The following is a 25910-nucleotide window of genomic DNA, read 5'->3' as shown; positions in this document are numbered from 1 at the left end:
GGTCAGGCGCCCGCCGACGACCGGATTCTTGGGTTGAAATCAGGGAAATTTGGGCCAGTGGCAGACACATCCCAGCTTACTTCTGGTGTTGCAGAGCGCTATGCCTCGTCGCTGTTCGAGCTGGCGCTCGAGCATGGCGCCGTTGAAGTCGTCACCAAGGACCTTGACCGGTTCCAGGCGATGCTCGATGAGAGCGAAGACCTGAAGCGTTTCGTTTCGAGCCCTGTTTTCTCGGCCGACGATCAGCTCAAGGCAATCACTGCCATCAGTGAGAAGGCTGGCATCAGCGGCTTCTTTGCGAATTTCCTGAAGGTCGTGGCGCGTAACCGCCGCCTCTTTGCCCTCCCGGGCATGATCAAGGCCTTCCGCATCATTGCTGCAAACCAGCGTGGCGAAATCACTGCCGACGTTACTGCGGCGCATGCGCTCACTGCAGCGCAGGAAACTGAATTGAAGGCGGCGCTCAAGGGCGTCACCGGCAAAGACGTGGCGATCAACGTCACGGTTGATCCGTCAATTCTTGGTGGTCTGATCGTGAAGGTCGGGTCCCGTCAGATTGATACGTCTCTTCGTACAAAACTCTCTACCCTTAAGCTTGCATTGAAAGAGGTCGGCTGATGGATATCCGCGCTGCGGAAATTTCCGCAATTCTCAAAGACCAGATCAAAAACTTCGGTAAAGAGGCAGAAGTCTCGGAAGTCGGTCAGGTTCTCTCCGTCGGTGACGGTATCGCTCGCGTTTACGGTCTGGACAATGTTCAGGCAGGCGAAATGGTCGAATTCCCCGGTGGCATCCGTGGTATGGCGCTGAACCTTGAATCTGACAACGTCGGTGTTGTTATTTTCGGTTCTGACCGCGACATCAAGGAAGGCGACACCGTCAAGCGGACCGGCGCCATCGTTGACGTTCCGGTTGGTCCGGAGCTGCTCGGCCGCGTTGTCGACGCTCTCGGCAACCCGATCGACGGTAAGGGCCCGATCAACGCGACCCGCCGTGCGCGCGTCGACGTCAAGGCTCCTGGCATCATTCCGCGTAAGTCGGTTCATGAGCCGATGTCGACCGGCCTCAAGGCTATCGACGCGCTCATCCCGGTCGGCCGTGGCCAGCGCGAGCTCGTCATCGGTGACCGCCAGACCGGCAAGACCGCGATCATTCTCGACACGATCCTGAACCAGAAGGCTATCCACGACAACGGCCCAGACGGCGACAAGCTGTTCTGCGTCTACGTCGCTATCGGCCAGAAGCGTTCTACCGTTGCCCAGTTCGTCAAGGTTCTCGAAGAACGCGGCGCAATGAAGTACTCGATCGTCGTTGCTGCAACGGCTTCCGATCCTGCTCCGATGCAGTACCTGGCGCCGTTCGCCGGCTGCACGATGGGCGAATTCTTCCGCGACAACGGTCAGCATGCTCTGATCGGTTATGACGACCTGTCCAAGCAGGCTGTCGCATACCGCCAGATGTCGCTGCTGCTGCGCCGCCCGCCGGGCCGCGAAGCTTATCCGGGCGACGTTTTCTACCTGCATTCGCGTCTCCTCGAGCGTGCTGCAAAGCTCTCCGACGAGAAGGGCGCTGGCTCGCTGACGGCTCTGCCTGTCATCGAAACCCAGGGTAACGACGTTTCGGCGTTCATTCCGACCAACGTGATCTCGATCACCGACGGCCAGATCTTCCTTGAAACCGACCTGTTCTACCAGGGCATTCGTCCGGCCGTTAACGTCGGTCTGTCGGTTTCGCGCGTTGGTTCCGCCGCTCAGGTCAAGGCCATGAAGCAGGTTGCCGGCTCGATCAAGGGCGAACTCGCCCAGTATCGTGAAATGGCTGCCTTCGCCCAGTTCGGTTCGGACCTCGATGCTTCGACGCAGCGCCTGCTCAACCGCGGTGCACGCCTGACCGAACTCCTGAAGCAGCCGCAGTTCTCGCCGCTGAAGACGGAAGAGCAGGTTGCGGTGATCTTCGCAGGTGTCAACGGCTACCTCGACAAGATCCCGGTTAACCAGGTCGGCAAGTTCGAACAGGGCCTGTTGTCGTACCTTCGCTCGGAAGGCTCGGCTATCCTCGACACGATCCGCACGGACAAGGCAATCAGCGACGATACGAAGGGCAAGCTCACGGCTGCCGTCGATAGCTTCGCGAAGTCCTTCGCCTAATCGGACCCAAAGGACGGATAACGGATGCCTTCACTTAAGGATCTGAAAAACCGGATCGCCTCCGTCAAGGCGACGCAGAAGATCACCAAGGCGATGAAAATGGTTGCCGCGGCGAAGCTTCGGCGTGCCCAGGAGGCGGCCGAGGCCGCCCGTCCGTACTCGCAGCGCATGGGTGCCGTTCTGGCAAACATCGCTGGTGCGATGACGGAAGCCGACGGTGCTCCTGCGCTGATGACCGGCACCGGCAAGGACCAGGTTCACTTGCTGGTCGTCTGCACTGCCGAACGCGGTCTGTGCGGCGGCTTCAACTCGCAGATCTCGCGTTTCGCGCGCGATCACGCTCGCAAGCTCATTGCTGAAGGCAAGACCGTCAAGTTCTTCACCGTCGGCAAGAAGGGTTACGACGTTCTGCGCCGTGAATTCGCCTCGCTCATCGCCGAGCGCAAGGAATTGCGCGACGTGAAGAAGGTCTCCTTCGAGAATGCGGATCAGATCGGCAAGCGCATCATCGAGATGTTCGAAGCCGGCGAGTTCGACGTCTGCACGTTGTTCTATTCCGAATTCAAGTCGGTCATTTCGCAGGTTCCGACGGCACAGCAGCTCATCCCGGCATCGGCCCCCACGGCAGTTGTCCAGGATGCGGAGCATGCCGGCGCAGTCTACGAATACGAGCCGGATCCGGCATCGATCCTCGAGGATCTGATTCCGCGCAACATCTCGGTCCAGATTTTCCGCGCGCTCCTTGAGAATGTCGCTGGTGAAATGGGCGCCAAGATGAGCGCCATGGACAATGCAACGCGCAACGCTGGTGAAATGATCAACAAGCTGACGCTTTCCTATAACCGTCAGCGCCAGGCTCAGATCACCAAGGAACTCATTGAAATCATTTCGGGCGCGGAAGCGCTCTGAGGTTAGGGAAAGAGGGTAAGAAGATGGCTAAGGCAGCTACCCCCAAGAAGGCCGCGGCAGGCTCCGCCGGCAAGGTTACGCAGGTTATCGGCGCCGTCGTCGACGTTGCTTTCGAAGGCGAACTGCCGGCGATCCTGAACGCACTCGAAACAACGAACGGCGGTAACCGTCTCGTGCTCGAAGTCGCTCAGCATCTTGGTGAAAACGAAGTCCGCACGATCGCCATGGACTCGACCGAAGGTCTGGTTCGCGGTCAGCCGGTTTCCGACACCGGTGGCCCGATCACCGTTCCGGTCGGTCCGGAAACGCTCGGCCGCATCATGAACGTCATCGGCGAGCCGGTTGACGAAGCTGGCCCGCTGGTTACATCAGGCAAGCGCGCGATCCACCAGGATGCGCCTGCCTACGTCGACCAGTCGACTGAAGCACAGATCCTCGTCACCGGCATCAAGGTCGTCGACCTTCTCGCTCCTTACGCAAAGGGCGGCAAGATCGGCCTGTTCGGCGGCGCAGGCGTCGGCAAGACCGTTCTCATCATGGAACTGATCAACAACGTCGCCAAGGCGCACGGTGGTTACTCGGTATTCGCAGGCGTGGGTGAACGTACCCGCGAAGGCAACGACCTTTACCACGAAATGATCGAATCGGGCGTGAACAAGCATGGCGGCGGCGAAGGCTCCAAGGCTGCGCTGGTTTACGGCCAGATGAACGAACCGCCGGGCGCCCGCGCACGCGTTGCTCTGACCGGTCTGACGATCGCTGAAGACTTCCGCGACAAGGGCCAGGACGTTCTGTTCTTCGTCGACAACATCTTCCGCTTCACGCAGGCAGGTTCTGAAGTGTCGGCTCTGCTCGGCCGTATTCCTTCGGCCGTTGGTTACCAGCCGACGCTCGCTACGGACATGGGTCAGATGCAGGAACGCATCACGACCACGACGACCGGCTCGATCACTTCGGTTCAGGCCATTTACGTTCCCGCCGACGACTTGACCGACCCGGCTCCGGCAACTTCGTTCGCCCACCTGGACGCAACGACCGTTCTGTCGCGCTCGATCGCTGAAAAGGGTATCTACCCGGCAGTTGACCCGCTCGACTCCACGTCGCGCATGCTCGACCCGATCGTTGTCGGCGAAGAGCACTACGAAGTGGCTCGTAAGGTTCAGTCGACGCTGCAGCGCTACAAGGCCCTGCAGGACATCATCGCGATCCTGGGCATGGACGAACTGTCCGAAGAGGACAAGCTCGCCGTTGCCCGCGCCCGCAAGATCGAGCGCTTCCTGTCGCAGCCGTTCTTCGTTGCTGAAGTCTTCACCGGTTCGCCGGGCAAGCTCGTAGCGCTCGAAGACACGATCAAGGGCTTCAAGGGCCTGGTCAACGGCGAATACGACCACCTGCCGGAAGCTGCCTTTTACATGGTCGGCTCGATGGAAGAAGCTATCGAGAAGGCTAAGAAGCTGTCCGCAGCTGCCTGATGAGCGACGCTCTCAACGAGATCTTCTGCTGCGACGCCCTTCGGGAAGTCGCAGCAGAGCTTCCCGCCCCTGCTGCCCCGACGATCTACAGATCGGACGACGGCAAGATGATGATGGTGGTGGGATTGATCCAGACCGAAGAGGGTCTTGGGTATCTTGATCAGGCGATAGTGCACTGCCCGTTCTGCGGGACCAATTTGCAAGATACAGAAGCTGCCGAGAAGGTAAGTCACTGATGGCTGACAATTTCAATTTTGAACTCGTATCTCCCGAGCGTCTGCTCCTTTCGGAGATGGTGACCGAAGTTGTCATTCCGGCAACCGACGGCGAGATGACCGTTATGGCGAACCACGCCCCGACGATGACGACGATCAAGCCGGGCATCGTCAGCGTTCGTTCGGCCAACGGCTCGAAGCAGGACTACGTTGTTTTCGGCGGTTTCGCCGACATCCTGCCGACAGGCTGCACGCTGCTGGCAGAGTCTGCCGTCATTGTTCAGGATCTCTCCAAGGACGAACTGACGCTGCGCATTGAGGCGGCACAAAGAGAAATCGCAGATGCCGTTCATCACGAGCACAAGTCGCGCCTCGAACACTACATCATGGAACTGACGCACCTTCGGGGTGTGATCGACCAGGACTGACCCGTGCCCGTCACGGTGTCATGAGGCGGCCTTTAGGGCCGCCTTTTTGTTTTCCGGGACCCCTTGGCTCCCGGTGTTCCGATGGCCTTTCGGTCACGCGAACGTTCGGCTACAACACCTCAAGTCACATTGAGGTCGATGTCATGGAAGAGGGCTCCCCTAATCCGTTCCGAAAGCTGCTGACGGTTGGCGAAGTCGCGGAGCGTAGTGGTCTTGCCGTCTCTGCACTGCATTTCTACGAAGCGAAGGGTCTCATCTCGAGTATTCGTTCGCGTGGCAACCAGCGCCGCTTCGGCCGTGATGTGCTTCGTCGCCTCGGGATCATCAAGGTCGCGCAGCGCGTAGGCATCCCCTTGGCGGAGATCCAGGCGGCTTTCGAAACATTGCCGCAGGGCCGCACGCCGACCGCGGGTGACTGGCAGCGCCTGTCTCTCCTATGGAAGCAAGACCTCGATGTTCGCATTGATCGGCTCGTCGCCCTGCGCGATCGGTTGACGGATTGCATCGGCTGTGGTTGCCTCTCGGTTGAAAGCTGCCCGCTGCGCAATCCGTATGACCGGCTGGCTAAAGATGGGCCGGGTCCGCGTCTGCTGGAAACCAACGACGTCTAAGCGACGTTCCCCTTGCGTATCAACACACTATGGAAGCCGCAGACGGCGCGTCCCGGAGGAATGAATGTTTCACCCTAAGCTGTTTGAAAACCGCAATGTGGTGGTCACCGGCGGCGGCAGGGGCATTGGCCTCGAAGTCGCGCGGCAATTTCTCGATTGCGGCGCCCGCGTGCTGGTGCACCTCGGCCGAAGCGCCGAGCGTGATTTGCCAGACTTCTTGCTGACGGCGGAGGAGGACCGCAGGGCGTTTCTCGTTACGGCCGATTTTTCGACACCGGGCGGCACGACAGGATTCGCTGAAAAGGTGCGCGCCACGTTCGATCGCGTCCACGCATTGATCAACAATGCCGGCACCATGGTCGGCCGGTTTCCCGCCGATACGTTGACCGACGAGCAGTACGAGACGATCGTCCGGTTGAATCAGACCTCGGTCGTTGAGGTAACGCGAGCTCTTTTGCCGGCTCTACGCGCATCGCACGAGGCGGCGATTGTCAACACGGTCTCGATTTCTGCGCTGACAGGCGGCAGCCCCGGTTCCGCGATCTACTCGGCGTCGAAGGCATTTGTAGCAACCTATTCGAAGGCGCTAGCAAGAGAGCTCGCGCCGGACGGCATCCGGGTCAACTGCGTTTCACCGGGAACGATCGAAACCGACTTCCACCAGCGGTACTCGTCGACAGAAAAGCTTGAGCAGACCCGCAAGACGATTCCGCTGCAGCGATTGGGCACCTCGGAAGATTGCGCACCCGCCTATCTCTTCCTTTCGGCGCCTTCGCTTTCCGGTTACATCACGGGTCAAGTGCTTGAGATCAATGGTGGTCAGCTCATCTGCTGAGCTGGCGGGACTTTTTTTGGCATTTTGACAGATCCAAACAGCTGGTTGCTGCGAATATGTTATTGTCGCGCTTCATACATATTGTTTATACAACCAGAGATAAACAATGCACTTGCCTACACCGGGGTCGGGCATGGCCGATCGGGATCTGCAGAAGCTCTCTGCTAGAGCGCGGGAAGCCAGCGACTTTCTCAAGGCACTCTCCCATCATACGCGACTGATCATTCTCTGCCTTCTGACGGATGGAGAGAAGACTGTGGGCGAGCTTGAGGAGAGCCTTGGCATTCAGCAAGCGATGGTGTCGCAGCAGCTGGCGCGCTTGCGTTTGGACGGTCTGGTCTCCAGTCGTCGTGACGGACGGCTCATCTACTACAGCGTCGCCCATCCCGATACGACGGCGCTGCTACGTTTCCTGTTGGCGATGTTTCCGGGGAAGCAGGACAACTGACAACCGGCCTTGCGGACCGGTCCGCTGGACGTGAAGATGACGGTGTGCCGCAGTTCGGCGCGGAGGCCGGATGATCGACAAGCTGGAATTCTTTATCGCGCTCGCCAACGAGAAACATTTCGGCCGCGCAGCCGAGGAATGCGGCATTTCGCAGCCGACGTTGTCCGCCGCCATTCGTCAGCTCGAGGATCAACTCGGCGTGATGCTGGTGCAACGCGGCTCGCGCTTCCAGGGGCTGACGCCTGAGGGCCAACGCGTGCTCGAATGGGCGCGGCGCATTGTCGGCGATGCCCGCACGATGCGCGAGGAGATGCGGGCGGCGCGCAAGGGGCTTTCAGGCCATATCAAGATCGCCGTCATCCCAACAGCGCTGGCGATGCTGCCGCGCATTACCACGCCATTTCAGGAGCGGCACCCCGATGTGACGTTTTCCATCGTCTCCCGCAATTCCCTGCAGGTGCTCAGTATGCTGGAAAATCTCGAGATTGATGCGGGGATCACCTATCTGGAGAACGAGCCCCTTGGGCGGGTGACGAGCGTGCCGCTCTATGCCGAGCAGTACAACCTGATTACCGCCGCCGGCAGCCCTTTGTCCGATCGCGATAGCGTTACCTGGAAGGAAGTGGGTAGTCTTCGGCTTTGCCTATTGACGGCGGACATGCAGAACCGTCGTATCATCAATCATCACCTGGCTGAAGCCGGCGTTACGGCACATCCGACGCTCGAGTCAAACTCGATGATTGTGCTCTTTTCCCATGTTCGAACTGGACGCTGGGCGAGCATCATGCCGCGCAATGTCGCGAAATCCTTTGGCTTTCCAGCAGAAATCCGGATGATTCCAATCACCGAGCCGCAAGCGCATCATCTTGTCGGCCTGGTTGCGACGCATCGTGAGCCGTTCACGCCGTTGGTCTCGGCTCTGTTGCATGAGGCCCGAGTTCTCGCCGAAGAACCGGAATTTTGATAGGAATCTTCTATCGTTTGACGGAACAGCATTATTGATCGTTTCGTCTAACCCTGAGAAAGTTCTATAATGAACACACGCGAGCGGTTCTGTCGGCCATAGGGTTCTGAGGAAAGCCCGCCTGCCCAGCGTCGCCACGTGCAATTTGCAGGCCGTGGGAGGGCTGCTGATGAACATCCACGTCGCCAAAGGCGATATCGCAACGCGCACGATCGCGATCATCGATCAACTCAAGCATCTCGAAGGGCCGTTGCTGCCGATCCTGCACGAGATTCAGGATGAGTTCGGCTATGTCCCGCAAGAGGCACTGCCCGTTATCGCAAGCGAGCTGAACCTTTCGCGCGCCGAGGTGCATGGTGTCGTCAGCTTCTATCATGATTATCGCGATCATCCCGCCGGCCGGCATGTGCTGAAGCTCTGTCGTGCGGAAGCCTGCCAATCGATGGGCGGTGACGGGCTGGCCGAGCGCGTGAAGGTTCTGCTTGGCGTCGACTGGCACGGCACGACGCCTGACGGAGCGATCACCCTCGAACCCGTCTTCTGTCTTGGGCTCTGTTCGTGCTCGCCGTCCGCGATGATGGATGGCGAGGTACATGGCCGAGTAGACGCTGCCGATCTCGAGGCGCTGATTTCGGAGGCACGTCGATGACCGTCCGGATTTATGTTCCCTGTGATGCCGCTGCCCTGGCGTTGGGTGCAGAACGCGTCGCTAGCGCGATCGCCGAGCAGATTGCCGCTCGCGGCCTCGACGCCAAGATCGTGCGCAATGGCTCGCGCGGCATGCACTGGCTGGAGCCGCTGGTCGAGGTGGAAGTCGCTGGCAAGCGGATTGGCTATGGGCCGGTGAAGGCGAAGGACGTCGTTTCGCTGTTCGATGCGGGCTTGGCCACTGGCGGGGATCATCCGCTCTGTCTTGGCGAAGTGGCGGAACTGCCGTTTCTCAAGCGCCAGACGCGCCTGACCTTCGCCCGCTGCGGCATCACCGATCCGCTCTCGCTTGACGATTATGAGGCGCACGGCGGGCTCGCCGGCTTGCGCCGTGCGGTTTCGATGCTGCCTGCCGATGTCGTCAAGGAAGTTACCGATTCCGGCTTGCGCGGCCGTGGCGGCGCAGGCTTCCCGACCGGTATCAAGTGGAAGACGGTGCTCGACGCGCCGGGCGAGCGCAAATACATCGTCTGCAATGCGGACGAAGGCGACAGCGGCACCTTCGCCGACCGGATGATCATGGAAGGCGATCCCTTCGTGCTGATCGAGGGTATGGCGATCGCGGGCCTTGCGACGGGCGCCACCAAGGGCTTCATCTACACGCGGTCGGAATATCCGCATGCGATCGCGGCGATGAGCCGGGCGATCGATATTGCCCGCAGTGCAGGGATACTCGGTACTTCGGTTCTGGGCTCGGGCAAGACTTTCGACATGGAAGTCCGAACGGGTGCGGGCGCCTATGTCTGCGGCGAGGAGACGGCGCTTCTCAACAGCCTTGAAGGCAAGCGCGGCATCGTGCGCGCCAAGCCGCCGCTACCGGCCCACAAGGGGCTCTTCGACTGTCCGACCGTCATCAACAACGTCATTTCGCTCGCTTCCGTGCCTGTGATCATGGACAAGGGGGCAGCCTACTATCGCGACTTCGGCCTTGGCCGTTCGCGCGGCACCATTCCGATTCAGATCGCCGGCAACGTGAAGCATGGTGGTCTGTTCGAGACCGCATTCGGCATTTCCCTCGGCGAACTCATCGATGACATTGCCGGCGGAACCGCATCCGGTCGGCCGGTGAAGGCAGTTCAGGTCGGTGGTCCGCTTGGCGCCTACTTCCCGCGCGCCCTGTTCGATACGCCGTTCGACTACGAGTCTTTCGCGGCCAAGGATGGGTTGATCGGCCACGCCGGCATCGTCGTGTTCGACGAAAGTGCCGACATGTTGAAGCAGGCCCGCTTCGCGATGGAATTCTGCGCCGTCGAAAGCTGCGGCAAGTGCACGCCCTGCCGCATCGGCTCGACGCGCGGCGTCGAGACCGCGGACAAGATCGCGCGCGGCATCGAACCAGAGAAAAACCGCGAGCTGCTTGCCGATCTCTGCAACACCATGAAGTTCGGGTCGCTCTGCGCGCTCGGGGGCTTCACGCCCTATCCGGTCATGAGCGCCATGACGCACTTCCCCGAAGATTTCGTTCCCACACCTCTCATCGAAGCGGCGGAGTAAGACTATGCCTCTCGTCCATGAAACCGATTACGGCACGCCGGCCTCGACCTCCGAAACCATGGTGACGCTCACCATCGACGGCAACCAGGTGACGGTGCCCGAGGGAACGTCCGTCATGCGCGCCTCGATGGATGCGGGCATCGAGATCCCGAAGCTCTGCGCCACCGACATGATGGATGCCTTCGGCTCCTGCCGGCTTTGCCTGGTCGAAATCGAGGGGCGGGCGGGCCTTCCTGCGTCCTGCACGACGCCGGTTGCTCCCGGCATGGTGGTCTCGACGCAGACGAACCGCCTGAAGGATGTCCGCAAAGGCGTGATGGAGCTCTACATCTCCGACCACCCCCTCGACTGTCTGACCTGTGCTGCTAACGGCGATTGCGAGCTGCAGGACATGGCGGGCGCCGTCGGCCTGCGCGACGTGCGCTATGGCTATGATGGCGACAATCACGTCAAGGCGCGCAACAACGGCGATCTCAATCTCAAATGGGCGCCGAAGGACGAGTCCAACCCCTATTTCACCTTCGATCCGGCAAAGTGCATCGTCTGTTCGCGCTGCGTGCGCGCTTGCGAGGAAGTGCAGGGCACGTTCGCGCTGACCATCGAAGGCCGTGGCTTCGATTCTCGTGTTTCGGCCGGCATGCACGAGGACTTCGTCTCGTCTGAATGCGTTTCCTGCGGCGCCTGCGTGCAGGCCTGCCCGACAGCGACGCTGATCGAAAAGTCGGTAATCGAGATCGGCCAGCCCGAGCATTCCGTCGTCACCACCTGCGCCTATTGCGGCGTTGGCTGCTCCTTCAAGGCGGAGATGCGCGGCGAAGAGCTGGTGCGCATGGTGCCTTGGAAGGACGGGCAGGCGAACCGCGGCCACTCCTGCGTCAAGGGCCGCTTCGCCTATGGCTATTCCAGCCACAAAGATCGCATCCTCAATCCGATGATCCGCGAGAAGATTACCGATCCCTGGCGCGAAGTGAGCTGGGACGAAGCCTTTGCGCATGTCGCCTCCGAGTTCCGCCGCATCCAGTATCAGTACGGCCGCGATTCCGTCGGCGGCATCACCTCGTCTCGCTGCACGAACGAGGAGACCTATCTGGTGCAGAAGCTGGTGCGTGCCGGCTTCCGCAACAATAACGTCGATACATGCGCTCGCGTCTGCCATTCGCCAACCGGATACGGCCTCGGCCAGGCTTTCGGCACCTCGGCCGGCACGCAGGACTTCGACAGCGTCGAGCAGAGCGACGTCGTCGTCATCATCGGCGCCAATCCGACCGACGGCCATCCGGTCTTTGCCTCGCGCCTGAAGAAGCGGCTGCGTCAGGGCGCCAAGCTTATCGTCATTGATCCGCGCCGCACCGATATCGTGCGTTCGCCACATGTCGAGGCGTCCTATCATCTACCGCTGAAGCCCGGCACGAACGTCGCGATCCTGACGTCGCTGGCGCATGTCATCGTCACCGAGGGATTGTTCAACGAGGCCTTCATTCGCGAGCGTTGCGACTGGTCCGAATTCGAGGACTGGGCAACCTTCGTCGTCGAGCCGCATCACAGCCCTGAAGCATCGGAGAAGTTCACCGGTGTTACGGCCGATCTCGTGCGCGGCGCTGCGCGTCTCTATGCCAAGGGCGGCAATGGCGCAATCTACTATGGTCTCGGTGTAACCGAACACAGCCAGGGGTCTACGACCGTCATGGCGATCGCCAACCTTGCGATGGTGACCGGCAATATCGGTCGTCGCGGCGTCGGCGTGAACCCGCTGCGCGGCCAGAACAATGTGCAGGGTTCGTGCGACATGGGCTCCTTCCCGCACGAACTGCCCGGCTATCGTCACATCTCCGACGACGCGACGCGCGACATCTTCGAGAAGCTCTGGGGCGTCAAGATCAGCAACGAGCCGGGTCTGCGCATTCCAAACATGCTGGACGCGGCGGTCGATGGGTCGTTCAAGGGCCTTTACGTCCAGGGTGAGGATATCCTGCAGTCAGACCCCGATACCAAGCACGTCGCGGCCGGCCTTGCCGCCATGGAGTGTGTCGTCGTTCACGACCTCTTCCTGAACGAGACGGCGAACTACGCGCATGTCTTCCTGCCGGGCTCCAGCTTCCTGGAGAAGGATGGGACGTTCACCAACGCCGAGCGCCGTATCAACCGCGTTCGCAAGGTCATGAGCCCACGCAACGGCTATGCCGATTGGGAGGTCACGCAGAAGATGGCGCAGGCCATGGGCCTTGGTTGGAACTATACGCATCCTTCCGAGATCATGGACGAGATCGCGGCGACGACGCCAAGCTTTGCGCTCGTCTCCTACGACTATCTCGACAAGATGGGTTCTGTGCAGTGGCCATGCAACGAAGCGCATCCCGAGGGGTCGCCGATCATGCATGTCGACGGCTTTGTTCGCGGCAAGGGCAAGTTCATCCGCACCGAGTATGTCGCGACCGACGAGCGGACGGGGCCGCGCTTCCCGCTACTGCTGACGACTGGACGCATCCTCAGCCAGTACAATGTCGGAGCCCAGACGCGCCGTACTGACAACGTTGTCTGGCATGCCGAGGACCGCCTGGAGATCCACGCGCATGATGCCGAACAGCGCGGCATTCGCGATGGCGACTGGATCAAGCTGATGAGCCGCTCGGGCGACACGACGCTGCGAGCGCTGATCACCGACCGCGTGGCGCCCGGCGTCGTCTACACGACCTTCCACCATCCAGACACGCAGGCAAACGTCATCACGACGGACTTCTCCGACTGGGCCACCAACTGCCCGGAATACAAGGTCACGGCGGTGCAGGTTTCGCCCTCGAACGGCCCGACCGATTGGCAGCGTGACTACGACGAGCAGGCACGCCAGAGCCGCCGCATCGTCAGCAAGCTGGAGCCCGCAGAGTGATGATCGACCGGCCGAACCGCATTGCCGTGAAGCGCACCGCCTGTAGCGGCGGTGTCGTCACGCCCGGCGAGCGGATCGTTCCGGAGGAGGTGCCGATCGCCTTTTCCTATGGTGGCAGCACGCATGCCGTGATGATGGGAACACCTGCGGACCTCGAGGATTTTGCGATTGGTTTCAGCCTCACCGAGGGAATCATTTCCGAAGTCGACCAGATCGCGGGGGTCGAGATTGTCGCGGGCGATAAGGGCATCGACGTTCAGATCACGCTGGTCGACGAGGTCGCTACGGCACTGACAGCACGGAGACGCAGCATGGCCGGACCGGTCGGCTGCGGCCTCTGCGGCATCGAGTCGATCGAGCAGGCTGTTCGCAAGGTGCCCGATGTGGCGGCAGTCCCTCTTAAGATTACCCATCGAGACATCATCGAATCCGTTTCACTGCTGAATGGCGCACAGACGTTGCATCGCGAAACGCGCGCGGTCCATGGAGCCGGCTTCTACCTGCCGGGCAAGGGACTACTTGCAGTGCGCGAAGATGTCGGTCGTCACAATGCACTCGACAAGCTTTGCGGCGCGGTGATTGCTCAAGGGCAGTCGGGAGCCGAGGGTATCGTTGCTGTCACCAGCCGTCTGTCCGTCGAGATGGTGCAGAAGGCGGCCATCCTCGGCAGTCCGGTGCTCGTTGCTATCTCAGCACCGACCGCGCTTGCTATCCGAACGGCCGATGAGGCCGGCATGACTCTCGTCGCCTTGGTGCGCGGTGAGGATTTCGAAGTTTTCACGCATCCACAGCGCATCCAACCGGGAACGATCTCCGATGTCGCATGATACGCAGTCCAAACTGGTTTATATGGCCAACCAGATCGCGACGTTCTTCAAGAGCCAGCCGGAGAGCGAAGCCGCGGAGGGTGTGGCGACGCATATCAACAAATTCTGGGAGCCGCGCATGCGGCGGCAACTGTTCGAGATCATGGAACGGGAAAGCCATGGCCTTAATCCGCTCGTCGTGCAGGCCGCCCCTTTGATCAAACGCCCCGAGGCTGCGGCGACAGTATCGCACTAGTGCTTCGGTAGGTGCAGAGAAGCCGGCAGCGAGCCTTCGCTGCCGGTCGTTTTTAGTCGGGCGTTTTGCGCTGATCTAGAATTCTTCCCAGCTGCCGGCGGCCGGAAGCGCTGCCCCATGCGCCTTCGCAACGCGAGCGATCAGATGACGCGCCGGAGAGGCCGGATGTTTCTGCACGGTCCTTGGACTATGCGCTTCGTCAAGGCGGAATTGAGCCAGCAGCCCGCGCAGTGCCTCCGCTTCGCCAGCCAGCTTGTGGCTTGCGGCCGTGCTCTCTTCGACCATGGCTGCATTCTTTTGTGTGGCTTGGTCCATGGAATTAACGGCCTGATTAATTTCCTTGAGACCGGTCGCCTGCTCTTTGGAACCCTCGACGATCGCTGCCACATTCACGTTGATATCGCCAACCTGCGCCACGATCGTCTCCAACGCCTTTCCGGTCTCGCCGACCAGGTTGACGCCGTTTCTCACCAGCTCACTTGACGTCGTGATCAGGGACTTGATCTCCTTTGCCGCACTCGCCGAGCGTTGCGCGAGTTCGCGGACTTCCTGAGCGACGACGGCAAAGCCCTTGCCAGCCTCACCGGCGCGGGCTGCTTCGACGCCCGCATTCAGCGCTAGGAGATTGGTCTGGAAGGCAATGTCGTCGATCACCCCGATGATATTGGTGATCTCACGTGACGATTGCTCGATCTGGTCCATGGCAGAGACGGCATTGCGGACAACCAGGCCGGATTGTTCTGCGCCCAGCTTCGTCTTGGCAACCAGTTTCCCTGCTTCGTCGGCGCGATGGCTGGAGTCGTTGACTGTCGTGGTGATCTGTTCGAGCGCCGCGGCGGTTTCCTCAATCGATGAGGCTTGCTGTTCCGTACGCTTTGAAAACGAATCGGCGGCGGAACCGATCTCGCGGGAGCCGGCAGCAATCGCATGGGCGCTTTCGCCGATGGTCTTCACGGTCTCGGCGAGCTTGGCGACTGTTGCGTTGAAGTCGTGGCGAAGCTGTTCCATTGATGGCACGAAGGGCGAGTCGACCGTTTTCGTCAGATCGCCTTCCGACAGATGGCGCAGCGCTTCGCCGAGTTGGCTGATCGCGCTCATTCGTTGGGTCACGTCGGTCGCAAACTTCACGACCTTGTAGACCCTGCCGTTTGCGTCCTTGATTGGGTTATAGGCTGCCTGGATCCAGATTTCCTTGCCGCCCTTGCCGTAACGAACGAATTCATTGGAGATGAATTCGCCCTGTGCGAGACGGCGCCAGAAGTTTGCGTATTCGTCCGTCCGGATATACGCCGGGTCACAGAACATGCCGTGATGCTTACCGGTGATCTCAGTGAGCGAGTAACCCATCGCACTGCAAAAGTTCTCGTTTGCCGTCAGGATTTCACCGGTAGGGGTAAATTCGATGGCAGCCTGAGACCGCGAAATGGCATCGAGCTTACCTGCATCCTCGACGGACTTCTTCTTCACGTCCGTGATATCAGCCGCGAACTTGACGACCTTGTAGGGCCTGCCGTGCTTGAAGACCGGGTTGTAGGAGGCTTGGATCCAGATTTCGCGGGCACCCTTTGCAAGCCGCTTGTAGGCGCCTGCATCATATTCGCCACGGCCCAGACGGGCCCAGAATTCGCGGTATTCCGCAGTGGCGGCGTAAGCTGGATCACAGAACATGCTGTGATGTTTGCCGACGATCTCCGTTAGGCTGTAACCAAGCGCACCACAGAAATTCTCATTGGCCGCGAGTACGTTGCCCTTCAGGTCGAACTCGATGATGGCCTGTGACTTCGAAATGGCATCAAGAACATGCTTAGAATCAGGCGATAGACCGAACATTCCCCATCCCTCGTGATGCAGGCGCCGATTTTGGCGTCAGCCAATGAAGAAGCTCGCGGGCACATCGACCTCGAGACATGCACAAGGGCGGACCGATCCGTCCTGCGGCGCCTACTATAGAGGGAGAATAACCAGCGACTTCTCAACCGATGATGAAGTGGGGACGGTTAATGAGATATGTATAAGAAATAGCGAATTTAATATTCGTTCTACAGTAGAACTTGTGATCGATTTCTTATAATGATTGTATCTGTCAACAAAAAAGCCCCTCTCGAAGAGGGGCTTTTTATCGTTGGGTCAGTGATGATGTCAGGCGGCGAGGTCGTCGGTTTCGCTTTCCTTGAACATCTTGGCGAGGTTGAGGAAGCAGATCATGCCATTTTCGGAGGCGATGATACCTTCGCAATAAGCCCGGTCAAAGGACGCTGTGACTTCCGGAACCGGCTGGACCTGGCCGGAAGAGATCGTCAGGATATCCGAAACGCGGTCGACCAGCATGCCGATGACCATGTTGTGGACTTCCGCCACGACGATAGCGCTGCGCTCGTTCGCCACGGTGCTCTTCATGCCGAGTTTGAAGGCGAGGTCGATGATCGGGATGACCGAGCCGCGAAGATTCATGACGCCGATGACATCAGCCGGCGCATGCGGGATCGGTGTCGACGGTGCCCAGCCGCGGATTTCGCGGATTGTCGTCGTCTTAACGCAGAATTCCTGTTCGTGCAGTCTGAAGGCAATGATCTCCAGCGTATCGCCGCTGAAGTTCGTGGAATTGATCGTAGCCATTCGTATTGTCCCAACCGTCAAAAGCCAGGGCAGAAGCAACCGCGCCACCATTGGCGCAGATGGACTTTGCCTTCAAACCGCGCGTGTCTCCCGAGGAAGGATTAACGATACGGTTACTCCGGACCTTAACGGAAGAGTGTTGCCCAAATCTAAATTGAGGCATCCAATTTTTGGTCAGGCGAGGGGTTGGGTTGGATCTCGGAATTAGGAGAAACTACGCGGGAACGGCGGGATGACACTCCCGCCGCCGTATCCGTTCGTCGCCTCAGGCGAGAGTCTTTTCGATCTGCTCTATGGCCCAGTCGACCTGGCTCTTGGTGATCACCAGCGGCGGGGCGAGGCGGATCGTGTTCTCGTGTGTGTCCTTGGCGAGCAGGCCGCGATCCTTGAGGGTGTAGCAATACTGGCGGGCGCCGCCGGCTTCCGGCACGAGCTCGACCGCCATCATCAGTCCGCGACCGCGCACGTCCTTGACGATGTTGGAGCGGATGGAGCGCAGCCCTTCCAGGAAATAGTTGCCCATCTTCTCGGCGTTCTCGATCATGCCTTCCTCGGTCAGCACCTTGAGCGCGGCGCGCGCCACGGCGCAGGCAAGCGGGTTGCCGCCGAAGGTCGAGCCATGTTGCCCTGGCTTCAGGACACCGAGCACCTCGGAATTGGAGAGCACGGCGGAGACCGGATAGAAGCCACCGGAGAGCGCCTTGCCGATCAGCGTCACGTCGGCCTCGATTCCCTCGTGCTCTTCCGCCAGAAGCTTGCCGGTGCGGCCGAGGCCGGTCTGGATCTCATCGAGGATCAGCGTCACCTTGTTTTCGGTGCAGAGCTCGCGCACGCGCTTGAAGTAGCCGCTCGGCGGGATGATGACGCCGGCTTCGCCCTGGATCGGCTCGATCAGGGCTGCGACGGTGTTTTCATTGATGGCAGCGGCAAATGCGTCGATATCGCCGAAAGGAACTGTCCGGAAGCCAGGCGTGTAGGGGCCAAAGCCAGTACGGGCATCGGGGTCGGTGGAGAAGCTGACTATGCTTAGCGTGCGGCCATGGAAATTGTCGGCGCAAACGATGATCTCGGCCTTGCCTTCAGGCACGCCCTTCACTTCATAGCCCCACTTTCGCACGGCCTTGATGGCGGTTTCGACCGCTTCGGCGCCCGAGTTCATCGGCAGGATCTTGTGCGAGCCTGTTAGCGCCGCCAGTTCCTCGTAGAGATGAGCGAGCTGGTCGTTGCGGAAGGCACGCGAGGTAAGCGTCAGCTTACCTGCCTGCTCGACCATCGCCGCCAGAATTTTCGGATGGCAATGGCCCTGGTTCACAGCAGAGTAGGCAGAGAGGCAGTCAAGATACTGCTTGCCATCCGTATCCCAGACATAGACGCCTTCGCCCCTGGTCAGCACGACATCGAGCGGCTTGTAGTTGTGGGCGCCGAGGCGCTGTTCGGTATCGATGAGGTTCTTGGAATTGCTCATGTCGGTTCTCCTCAGGCGGCGCGGGTCGGACGGTCGAAGATGCGGCGGCCGAACAGGCTTGCCGTCAGCTCCACCAGAATCCGCGCGCTCTTGCCGCGATCGTCGAGGAAGGGGTTGAGTTCGACGAGATCAAGCGACGAGACGAGGCCGCTGTCGCAGAGCATTTCCATGATCAGATGTCCCTCGCGGAAGGTTGCGCCACCGGGCACCGTGGTGCCGACGCCGGGGGCGATCTCGGGATCGAGGAAATCGACGTCAAGGCTCACATGCAGCAGACCGTTTACATCGGAGACCGCGCCAAGTACCTGACGGATCGCCGCGGCAACGCCCTGTTCGTCGAGCCAGCGCATGTCGAAGACGTTGACGCCGTGTTCATTGATCAGATCCCGCTCCGGCGCATCCACCGATCGGATACCGACCTGGAAGACGTTCTGGGGATCGACGAACGGACGGTCCTTCGGCAGGATTTCCGCAAGTTCGGCCTTGCCGCAGAAATAAGCGACCGGCATGCCGTGAATGTTGCCGGAGGGCGACGTCGCAGGCGTATTGAAATCGGAATGGGCGTCGAGCCACAGCACGAAGAGCGGCCTACCTTGCTCTGCCGCATAGCGCGCCATGCCGGATACGGTGCCCATCGACAGGCTGTGATCGCCGCCGAGAATCAGCGGAAAGCGCCCGGCGGTCGCGGCTTCGTAGACGCCGGCTTCGAGCGCGCGAGTGAATGCGCCGACGACGCGCAGATTATGTGCTTTCGGATGGTTCGGCAGATCGCGTGCCGGAACGACATGCACGTCACCGGCATCGACGACATCATGACCGAGATCGATCAGCGTCTGGTCGACGCCGGCGATGCGAAGTGCGGCCGGCCCCATGGCGGCGCCGCGGCGTCCCGAACCCTCTTCCAGCGGTGCTCCGATGAGCGTGACCGATCTTGCTTGTGGCTGCATGCGTCTTCTCCAGCTCGCGTTTTCGGAAGGCATATTGAAATATCGGCACGGCGACAAAAAGATGAAAAAGTGCCGATAATGCGCTACGATTGATCAGTTTGATAAGTGCATTTTGACAAAGTGACGGTCATGGACGATCTCGATCAGGAACTTCTCAGCGCTTTGCGCCATAATGCGCGCACGCCAGTCTCTTCGCTAGCGGCAATGACGGGTGCATCGCGTGCGACGGTCGCGGCGCGCATCGACCGGTTGGTTGCCAATGGCACCATCACGGCATTCACCGTGCGCACCGGCCATGAAACCCGCGCGGCGGGCGTGCGCGCCATTGTCATGATCGAGGTGCTCGGCAAGCTTGCGGACAAGGTCGCCGATCAGCTTCGCGGTCTGCCGCAGGTGCGCGCACTGCACAGCACCAACGGCAGATGGGATTTCATTGCCGAACTCGAGGATCGCGATCTCGTCTCCTTCGACGAAACACTGCGGCGAATCCGGTTGGTCAACGGCATCAATACGACAGAAACCAATATCCTGCTGAAGACCAGCAAGACCAGCTTTTAATACTCGTGCTCGTAGACGACGCCCGCCTCTCCCTCGCCATCTCCACCTGCGCCGGCGCGCAACTTCACGCCGCGGCCGACATCGAAATTGATGATCGCCTTGGCGCCGCCCTTGCCGGTGGTCTGCTGTAGTTCGAAATAGGTCCGGTCGTTGAGATAGCGGCCAACGCTGACACTGGTGCGGCCTTTGGCATCGGTACTGATGTCGAAGTCATCGACGCCGAGCTGGTTGCGAAGGCCCTGGAACAACGATCCGGAACGGCCGCCGGCCAGCTGACTGACGGCATCGGCGAGCTGAGCGATTTGAACCGGCGACAGCTTCGACATCGACTGACCGAAGATCAGCTGTGCCAGAACCTCGTCCTGCGGCAAGGCGGGCGACGACGAGAACGTGATCGCCGGGTCGGTGGCCAGTCCCGCCACATTGACCGTCAACGTCGTCGAGCCGGAGGTCGAGCTGGCTTCCATATCGAGGGCGGGGGTGAGATCGCCGGCAAAGCTGATCCGGCTTCTGTTGGTGAAATCGAGGCGCCGGTTGAGAATCGTCATGCGTCCGCGCCGCATTGTGAAACCACCCGAAACGATCGGAGCTGCGGCGGTTCCCCGGATCGTGACGCTGCCGCCGAGTTCAGCATCGATGCCGCGACCGCGCACGAAAATTTGCGAAGGAGCATCCAGCTGAAGATCGAGATTGATGGTGTTGGACTTCGCGCGTGCCCCTTGCTGGGACTCGTCTCGCAGTTGGGCGAGAACAGCTTTCGGAGCATTTATATGTCTGATGTCGATCTCGCGCAGCGAGGTCGGCAATCTCTCCGGGACGGTGATCGAAGCCCTGTCGAGCCGCAGCCTGCCGTTCAGGGTGGGATTTGCGAGCAGCGGACCGCGCAGGCCGATCGTGCCATCGACGGTCGCCACGACGAGCGTTCCATCGACATAGACGGCCCGATCGAGCCTGACGTCGATGTTGGCAGGGAAATTGGAAGCGGGTTGTATCCCGATGCTGCCGGACACCGAGATGCTGCCGCCGCTGGCGAGCTGACCGGTGAGCCGCGAGATCACGGCTTCATTGCCCGTGAACCGGATGTCTGCTGTCAGATTGTTGATCGCGAGGTTGCGGCGGACATCGACGAACCTCGCGCCGCTGGTCGCCACGGTCCCGTTGATGGACGGCGCGGCGGCGGTTCCGCCGATCTGCAGATTGACGTTGGCAGTACCATCGGCGACGAAACCCTGGGTCGCGAGTTGTGAGCCGAGGACAGCGAATGGCAGACTGCCAGAGAAGCGCATGTCCAAGGCGCGATTGCCGGTAATGGTGACGCTCCCGCCGCCCCGCAAGGACAGCCCGCTATCGCCGGCCACATTGGTATCGATGGTCAGCCGGTTGTCCTGCAGTCTTCCGTTCGCAGCGATGCTAAGCGGTGAAAGGCCGGCACTTCGGGTCTGGCTAGTCGCTGCCCCCCTCCAGTCAAGGTTGAAGTCCACGGCGGGCATGGGCAGCCTGCCCGATGCCCTGACGGTGCCCGAGATATTGCCTTCGGCGGCAAGCCCCGGAACGAAGGCGTTGGCAAGCCCGGCAGGAAGATTGGAGATGTCGGCATTAACAGCTAGCGATCGGGCATTCTGCCCGGCGATGACGAGGTTGCCGCCGGCCTTCATCGACACGCCGGTACCGCTGAGATTTGTCGTGAAGTCCAGCCGACCGTCCGCAAGCCTTCCGCCCGCGTTCGCCGAAAGCGGCCGGATGCCGGATGCCCGTGTCTGGGTCGTTGCGGCGTCCTTCCAATCGAGGTTGAAATCGATGATCGGATTGGTGGGCGTCCCTGACGTCTTGGCGGTGCCTGAGATGGTTCCTTCCGCGCCGAGGCCAGGGACAAAGCCGTTGGCGAGGCTCGCGGGCAGATTCGCGATATCGGCATCGACCGAGAGGCCCTGGACGCTTGCCCCCTGCAGGTTTGCCGTCCCCTTTGCCCTCAAGAGGCTGCTGCGACTGCTGGTCAAGGTAGCATCGAAGGCGATCTTGTCATCCGCGACATTGCCGGACGCATTCAGCGTGAGGCCCGAAAGGCCGGCCGCCCTGGTCTGGCGGGTCCCGGCATTGTTCCAGTTGAGCTTGAAGTCGACGGCGGGAATCGGGAGGGAGCCGGACGCGGTCGCCGTGCCCGATATCGTTCCCTCGGCACCAAGATCGGGGACAAAGTTGTTCACCAGCGCGGCGGGAAGGTTGCTCAGTGTCGCATCCGCCTGCAGGCTTTTCACGGCTGTGCCTTCGAGCATGACTTTACCGTTCGCCGTCAGAGCGGAGCCGGCGTCGCCATTCAGATTTGTCTGGAAGTCGAGCGTGTTGTTGGCGAATGTGCCCTTGGCGCCGAGCGTGAGGGCAGAGAGGCGTGCCGCCTTGGTATGGGCAGTCGCGAGGTCCTTCCAAATCAGGTCGAAGCTTGCCGTCGGCTGTTGCAGTGTTCCGGACGCGGATGCCGTGCCTGAGACCGTGCCGCTGGCGCCGAGACCAGATACGAAGGCGTTTGCGAGGCTCGCTGGAACGTTGCGTATCGTTGCGTCAGCCGTGAGGTTTTCGATTGTCGTTCCTGCCAGCGAGACATTGCCCGAGGCGTTCAGCGCCATACCGCCGTTGGCCGTAAGGTCGGCCTGGACATTCAATTTCTCATCGGCAAAGTTGCCCTTTGCTGCCAAGCTCATGCCCGAAAGGCGCGCTGCCCTGGTGTGGCTGGTGGCGGCGTCTTTCCAGGTGAGATCAAAGGTTGCCGCTGGCTTCGGCAACTTGCCGGTGGCCGATATGGTTCCCGATATCATGCCTTCTGCGGCAAGATTCGGAACAAACCCGTTGGCGAGAGCGGCCGGAATGTTGGCGATCTGCCCATCGAGTTTCAGTGTTTGAGCATCGGCGCCGGCAACGACGAAATTGCCGTTGGCCTGCAGCGACATGCCGCCGCTGCCTCGCGCGTCGGCATCGAAGTTGAGAATGTTGTCCTTGAGATTGCCGCTCGCCGTCAGCCCAAGCGATGAGAGCTTCGCACTTCGGGTCTGGCTCGTTGCGGCATTCTTCCAATTCAGTTTGAAGTCGAGCGTCGGTGCTGGCAGCTTTCCGGCTGCGGTCACGTTGCCCGAGATCGAACCTTCGGCAGCCAGGTCCGGAACGAATGCGTTCGCCAAGCCCGCTGGGATGTTGACGATATCCGCATCGACCTTCAGCGATTGCGCATCCGGGCCGCCGGTCACCACACTGCCGCCGGCTTTCAGTGCGACGCCGCCTTTGCCGCTGGCGTTGGTTTCAAAATTCAGCGTGTTGTTGGCAAACGTCCCGCTTGCATCGATCGCCAGCGGCGAAAGGCCGGCGTCCTTTGTCTGGCTGGTCGCCGCGTCCTTCCAATCCAGGTCGAAGTTGGCAATCGGCGCTGCGGGTGTTCCAGTCACGGCAGCCTTGCCCGAAATCGTGCCTGAGGCATTGAGTTTCGGAACGAAACTATTGGCGAGGCTTGCGGGTAGCTCCCGGATATCAGCCTTAATATCGAGAGTTTCGCCAACCGTGCCGGTGACGCGAACCGAGCCGTCGCCGGTCTTCAGTTCGACGGCGCTCAGCGTCACGGTGCCGCCACTGATCGACACTTCTGACGGTGATGCAAGTTCTACCCGGATGTTGCGGGGTTCGGCCAAGAAGCGGTCCAGGCGAAGCAGCGTCGTGCCGGCGTTCACTTCGACGCTGCCGGATGCGACCAACGGATTGGCGTCATAGGTGGCGCCGAGATCGAAGTTTGTCCGGTTCTGCTGCTGCGTGAAATTGAGCGCCAGGCTCTCCGCCTTGTTGGGCCCGGAGGCAAGCTCTTGCGCCGTGATTGTGCCCGTCGCGGCAAAGGCCTTGAGGTCGGTAACAGCGACGTTGATATCAGGGCCGACGATGGCAAAGGTATCGCGCTTCAGGCCGCTGCCGGATGCGACGACTTTGAGGGCGATCTTACCGTTGTCGTTGGCAATATCGACCGATCCCTTCAGGTCACCTTCCGCCTTCTGTCCGCCCAGTGCCGCGAGCAGACCGATATCCGGAAAGTCAAACGTCGCCTGTCCGGTCGGCTCGAAAGCAGGTGACAGTTCGAGGTTGCCCGTCAGTCGGTTTTTGCCAACGTCGCCGGCTATCGACGGAAGCTGCAACTTCCCGTCAACGATCTGGACAGCCGTGGCAACGTTGATTGGCTGGTTGTCGATCGTGCCCCTAGCCGTGATTTCCGCTTTTGGTGCCTTTGGATCGGCCGTTCCCGAGAGATTGAGCTCAAGTTGCTTGACCTGACGCCCGGCCATCACGAGCGACGGCCCCTTGATATTAGCCGCTACCGCGAGAGCAGAAACATTTCCCTTTGCGCTCAGCTGATAGTTCAGTTCGCCCGATGCGGTTTCCAGCAGCGCCTGAACATTGGGAATGCGGCCGGAGAGATTGGCGTCGAGGTTCTCCTCGTCGAGCACCACTTGGCCGGTCGCTTCGAGAGCGTTCGACTTGATGGAGAGGTTCGAGATGTTGAACTTCGAGGGAATCGTTCCCGCAACCTGCCCCTCGATGACGATCGGAGCATTGAAACGGGTTGCGACTGCCGGCGGCAGTGCGGCCGGTTGAGCAGTCAGCTTGACGTTGCCCGTAATCGCGCTGGCGCTCAGCTTGTAGGAGCCGTTGAGATTTGCATTCGCTGCCGCGCTTTCGATCGTGGCACCGTTGAAGCCGAGTGCGTCCGGGGAGATCTGCAACGGCAGCGTGATCGTGACCGGGCCTTTGATGGCGCGATTGATGTCGGGATTGACGAATGACGTGTCACCTGCGGCAAGCGTAATCTGAACGCTTCCCGTGCGACCGGCGAGATTGAAGTTGTCGCTCTTGGCGGTCAGCTTCACGTTGCCCATCGTCGCCTGCGGCAAGGCGGCCGAATCGAGCGAGGCGCTGGCATTAAGGCGCGAAGCCTTCGCGTCGCCCGTCAACGAAAGATTGATACCCGCTACCAGGAGACGGGCTTCACCGTCAGCCAGAGGCCAGCGGAAATCAACCGGCCCGGACGTTCCCAACAGATTGGCGTTCAGACTGTTGTTGCCTTTTGGATCGAGCGTGCCTGATGCCGCGATGACAACGGCGCCGGTCGCCAGATTGCCGGTCTGGATGTCGATCTTGCCCCTATTGTCAAAGTTCGCGGCGACGTCGATGTTCGTCTGTCCCGCAAAGAGCGGACGGAAGGCGGCCGGCAGCAGCGAGCTGAGGTCGCCGCCGCCCTTCAGGTCAAGGTGATGCAGGTTCTCCGGCGTCAGGGTGTGATGCGCCTCGATCGAGGCGCGCTGCTGTCCATCGAGAGCGGCCTGCAGCTGTCCCCGCCAATCCGAGAGGGGTCCGTCTCCCGTCAAGCCGATCTCCACCGCCGGGTTGCCAGGCAGCCCCAGCAGGCCGGCGAGCAGCCCACCCTTCGGTTCCGTCAGCTTTGCCTTGAGCCGCAACTGATTGCGGTCCGGCAGGAAGGCGGCATCTGCGATCAGCTTGGCATCCGGGGCATCGTGCCGATGGACGTTGATCGACGCATTGCCCCCGTCATTGTCGGCCCGCACGCTGCCGTCCGCGGCAAGCGAGAAAGCCCGTCCGATCAGAGGTTGAGCAAGGTTGATTTCCGGTAGGGCGATCTTGTCGATGTCGATCTTGATCGGCAACGAAAAGCCTGTGTCCGCTTCGCCTGTTGCGGCCGGGCGCGACGGTAGCGTGCGCACCGGCTGCCGCAGCACGTGAATAGCCGTGGCTTCAATGCTTCTTGCATGGAACCTGCCGGTAAGAAGCGCGAGCGGATTCCAGCTTATGGCAAGGCCATCGACCTGCGCGAAGACGCCCCTGGTGTCGGAGAGCACAATCTGGCTCGCCCGCAGCCCACCCGTCAGCAGTCCCTCCGGCTCCTGAACCTTGATGGTCATGTCCCGGTTGGAGATGCTGGAGGCGACCCTGTCGGTGATGATGCGCGCGCCAAAGGATGTGAAGCCGAAAACACCGATGGCGACGGCAAGCAGGATGAGGAGGGTGCCGACGGAATAGCCGAGCAGCCGCACGATCCAGTTCAAGATTTTCGCCAGTGTCTGCATGGGCGCGGACATTACTCCGTTTCTGTTGCGGCTCAAGGCA

Annotated in this window: 21 protein-coding genes; 16 read left to right on the top strand and 5 right to left on the bottom strand. The window is 60.7% G+C overall.

What is annotated here, in order from left to right:
* Nucleotides 1-57: 57 nt before the first annotated feature.
* From RGCCGE502_RS22850 to RGCCGE502_RS22780, 15 genes are all read left to right on the top strand, one after another.
* On the top strand, nucleotides 58-618 hold the full coding sequence (locus RGCCGE502_RS22850; RefSeq protein WP_016556569.1) for a F0F1 ATP synthase subunit delta: 561 nt from the start codon (nucleotides 58-60) through the stop codon (nucleotides 616-618).
* Entirely contained in the window at nucleotides 618-2147 is a 1530-nt protein-coding gene (atpA, locus tag RGCCGE502_RS22845) for a F0F1 ATP synthase subunit alpha (protein WP_016556568.1), read from the top strand. Before RGCCGE502_RS22850 ends, atpA begins: the two co-directional genes overlap by 1 nt.
* A 24-nt stretch (nucleotides 2148-2171) precedes the next feature.
* Nucleotides 2172-3056: a F0F1 ATP synthase subunit gamma gene (locus tag RGCCGE502_RS22840; RefSeq protein ID WP_016556567.1), complete on the top strand. Its 885-nt coding sequence runs from the start codon at nucleotides 2172-2174 to the stop codon at nucleotides 3054-3056.
* Between the two features lie 23 nt (nucleotides 3057-3079).
* Nucleotides 3080-4528: a F0F1 ATP synthase subunit beta gene (gene atpD / locus RGCCGE502_RS22835; protein ID WP_016556566.1), complete on the top strand. Its 1449-nt coding sequence runs from the start codon at nucleotides 3080-3082 to the stop codon at nucleotides 4526-4528.
* Nucleotides 4528-4764 (top strand): hypothetical protein, encoded by a 237-nt coding sequence (locus RGCCGE502_RS22830; RefSeq protein ID WP_016556565.1) that lies wholly within the window; start codon nucleotides 4528-4530, stop codon nucleotides 4762-4764. Before atpD ends, RGCCGE502_RS22830 begins: the two co-directional genes overlap by 1 nt.
* Complete coding sequence (locus tag RGCCGE502_RS22825; protein ID WP_016556564.1) at nucleotides 4764-5171, top strand: F0F1 ATP synthase subunit epsilon; 408 nt, start codon at nucleotides 4764-4766, stop codon at nucleotides 5169-5171. Before RGCCGE502_RS22830 ends, RGCCGE502_RS22825 begins: the two co-directional genes overlap by 1 nt.
* Nucleotides 5172-5314: 143 nt before the next feature.
* Nucleotides 5315-5782, top strand: coding sequence for a redox-sensitive transcriptional activator SoxR (gene soxR, locus RGCCGE502_RS22820; protein WP_016556563.1), 468 nt, complete (start codon nucleotides 5315-5317; stop codon nucleotides 5780-5782).
* 64 nt (nucleotides 5783-5846) lie between these two features.
* Nucleotides 5847-6617 carry an SDR family NAD(P)-dependent oxidoreductase gene (locus RGCCGE502_RS22815; protein WP_016556562.1) on the top strand — a complete coding sequence of 257 codons (771 nt, stop codon included), beginning with the start codon at nucleotides 5847-5849 and terminating at the stop codon, nucleotides 6615-6617.
* A gap of 106 nt (nucleotides 6618-6723) precedes the next feature.
* Nucleotides 6724-7065, top strand: coding sequence for an ArsR/SmtB family transcription factor (locus RGCCGE502_RS22810; protein WP_016556561.1), 342 nt, complete (start codon nucleotides 6724-6726; stop codon nucleotides 7063-7065).
* Nucleotides 7066-7135: 70 nt separating this feature from the next.
* Nucleotides 7136-8029 carry a LysR family transcriptional regulator gene (locus RGCCGE502_RS22805; RefSeq protein WP_016556560.1) on the top strand — a complete coding sequence of 298 codons (894 nt, stop codon included), beginning with the start codon at nucleotides 7136-7138 and terminating at the stop codon, nucleotides 8027-8029.
* A 169-nt stretch (nucleotides 8030-8198) separates the two neighbouring features.
* Nucleotides 8199-8678, top strand: a complete 480-nt coding sequence (locus RGCCGE502_RS22800) for a formate dehydrogenase subunit gamma (RefSeq protein ID WP_016556559.1) — start codon at nucleotides 8199-8201, stop codon at nucleotides 8676-8678.
* Nucleotides 8675-10231, top strand: a complete 1557-nt coding sequence (locus RGCCGE502_RS22795) for a formate dehydrogenase beta subunit (RefSeq protein WP_016556558.1) — start codon at nucleotides 8675-8677, stop codon at nucleotides 10229-10231. The genes RGCCGE502_RS22800 and RGCCGE502_RS22795 overlap by 4 nt, the downstream gene beginning before the upstream one ends.
* Nucleotides 10232-10235: 4 nt before the next feature.
* Nucleotides 10236-13115: a formate dehydrogenase subunit alpha gene (fdhF, locus tag RGCCGE502_RS22790; protein WP_016556557.1), complete on the top strand. Its 2880-nt coding sequence runs from the start codon at nucleotides 10236-10238 to the stop codon at nucleotides 13113-13115.
* Nucleotides 13115-13942, top strand: coding sequence for a formate dehydrogenase accessory sulfurtransferase FdhD (gene fdhD, locus RGCCGE502_RS22785; protein WP_016556556.1), 828 nt, complete (start codon nucleotides 13115-13117; stop codon nucleotides 13940-13942). The genes fdhF and fdhD overlap by 1 nt, the downstream gene beginning before the upstream one ends.
* Complete coding sequence (locus RGCCGE502_RS22780) at nucleotides 13932-14177, top strand: formate dehydrogenase subunit delta (protein ID WP_016556555.1); 246 nt, start codon at nucleotides 13932-13934, stop codon at nucleotides 14175-14177. The genes fdhD and RGCCGE502_RS22780 overlap by 11 nt, the downstream gene beginning before the upstream one ends.
* A 75-nt stretch (nucleotides 14178-14252) precedes the next feature.
* Here the strand turns inward: RGCCGE502_RS22780 and RGCCGE502_RS22775 are convergent, their stop codons facing one another.
* From RGCCGE502_RS22775 to rocF, 4 genes are all read right to left on the bottom strand, one after another.
* Entirely contained in the window at nucleotides 14253-16007 is a 1755-nt protein-coding gene (locus RGCCGE502_RS22775) for a methyl-accepting chemotaxis protein (RefSeq protein WP_016556554.1), read from the bottom strand.
* A 309-nt stretch (nucleotides 16008-16316) separates the two neighbouring features.
* Nucleotides 16317-16793 carry a chemotaxis protein CheW gene (locus RGCCGE502_RS22770; protein WP_016556553.1) on the bottom strand — a complete coding sequence of 159 codons (477 nt, stop codon included), beginning with the start codon at nucleotides 16791-16793 and terminating at the stop codon, nucleotides 16317-16319.
* A gap of 265 nt (nucleotides 16794-17058) precedes the next feature.
* The gene (gene rocD, locus RGCCGE502_RS22765) at nucleotides 17059-18258 is read right to left on the bottom strand and encodes an ornithine--oxo-acid transaminase (RefSeq protein WP_016556552.1); all 1200 of its coding nucleotides are present in this window, start codon (nucleotides 18256-18258) and stop codon (nucleotides 17059-17061) included.
* An 11-nt stretch (nucleotides 18259-18269) separates the two neighbouring features.
* Nucleotides 18270-19205 (bottom strand): arginase, encoded by a 936-nt coding sequence (gene rocF / locus RGCCGE502_RS22760; protein ID WP_016556551.1) that lies wholly within the window; start codon nucleotides 19203-19205, stop codon nucleotides 18270-18272.
* Between the two features lie 129 nt (nucleotides 19206-19334).
* On the opposite strand from rocF, the gene RGCCGE502_RS22755 reads away from it, so the two are divergent.
* The gene (locus tag RGCCGE502_RS22755; protein ID WP_019280515.1) at nucleotides 19335-19763 is read left to right on the top strand and encodes an Lrp/AsnC family transcriptional regulator; all 429 of its coding nucleotides are present in this window, start codon (nucleotides 19335-19337) and stop codon (nucleotides 19761-19763) included.
* Here the strand turns inward: RGCCGE502_RS22755 and RGCCGE502_RS22750 are convergent.
* Nucleotides 19760-25870: a translocation/assembly module TamB domain-containing protein gene (locus RGCCGE502_RS22750; RefSeq protein WP_019280514.1), complete on the bottom strand. Its 6111-nt coding sequence runs from the start codon at nucleotides 25868-25870 to the stop codon at nucleotides 19760-19762. The two genes, RGCCGE502_RS22755 and RGCCGE502_RS22750, sit on opposite strands and share 4 nt — an antisense overlap.
* Between the last annotated feature and the right edge of the window lie 40 nt (nucleotides 25871-25910).

The sequence above is a fragment of the Rhizobium grahamii CCGE 502 genome (assembly GCF_000298315.2).
In the GTDB taxonomy this organism is placed as follows: Bacteria; Pseudomonadota; Alphaproteobacteria; order Rhizobiales; family Rhizobiaceae; genus Rhizobium; species Rhizobium grahamii.
This window is presented reverse-complemented; position numbering and strand designations above follow the sequence as displayed.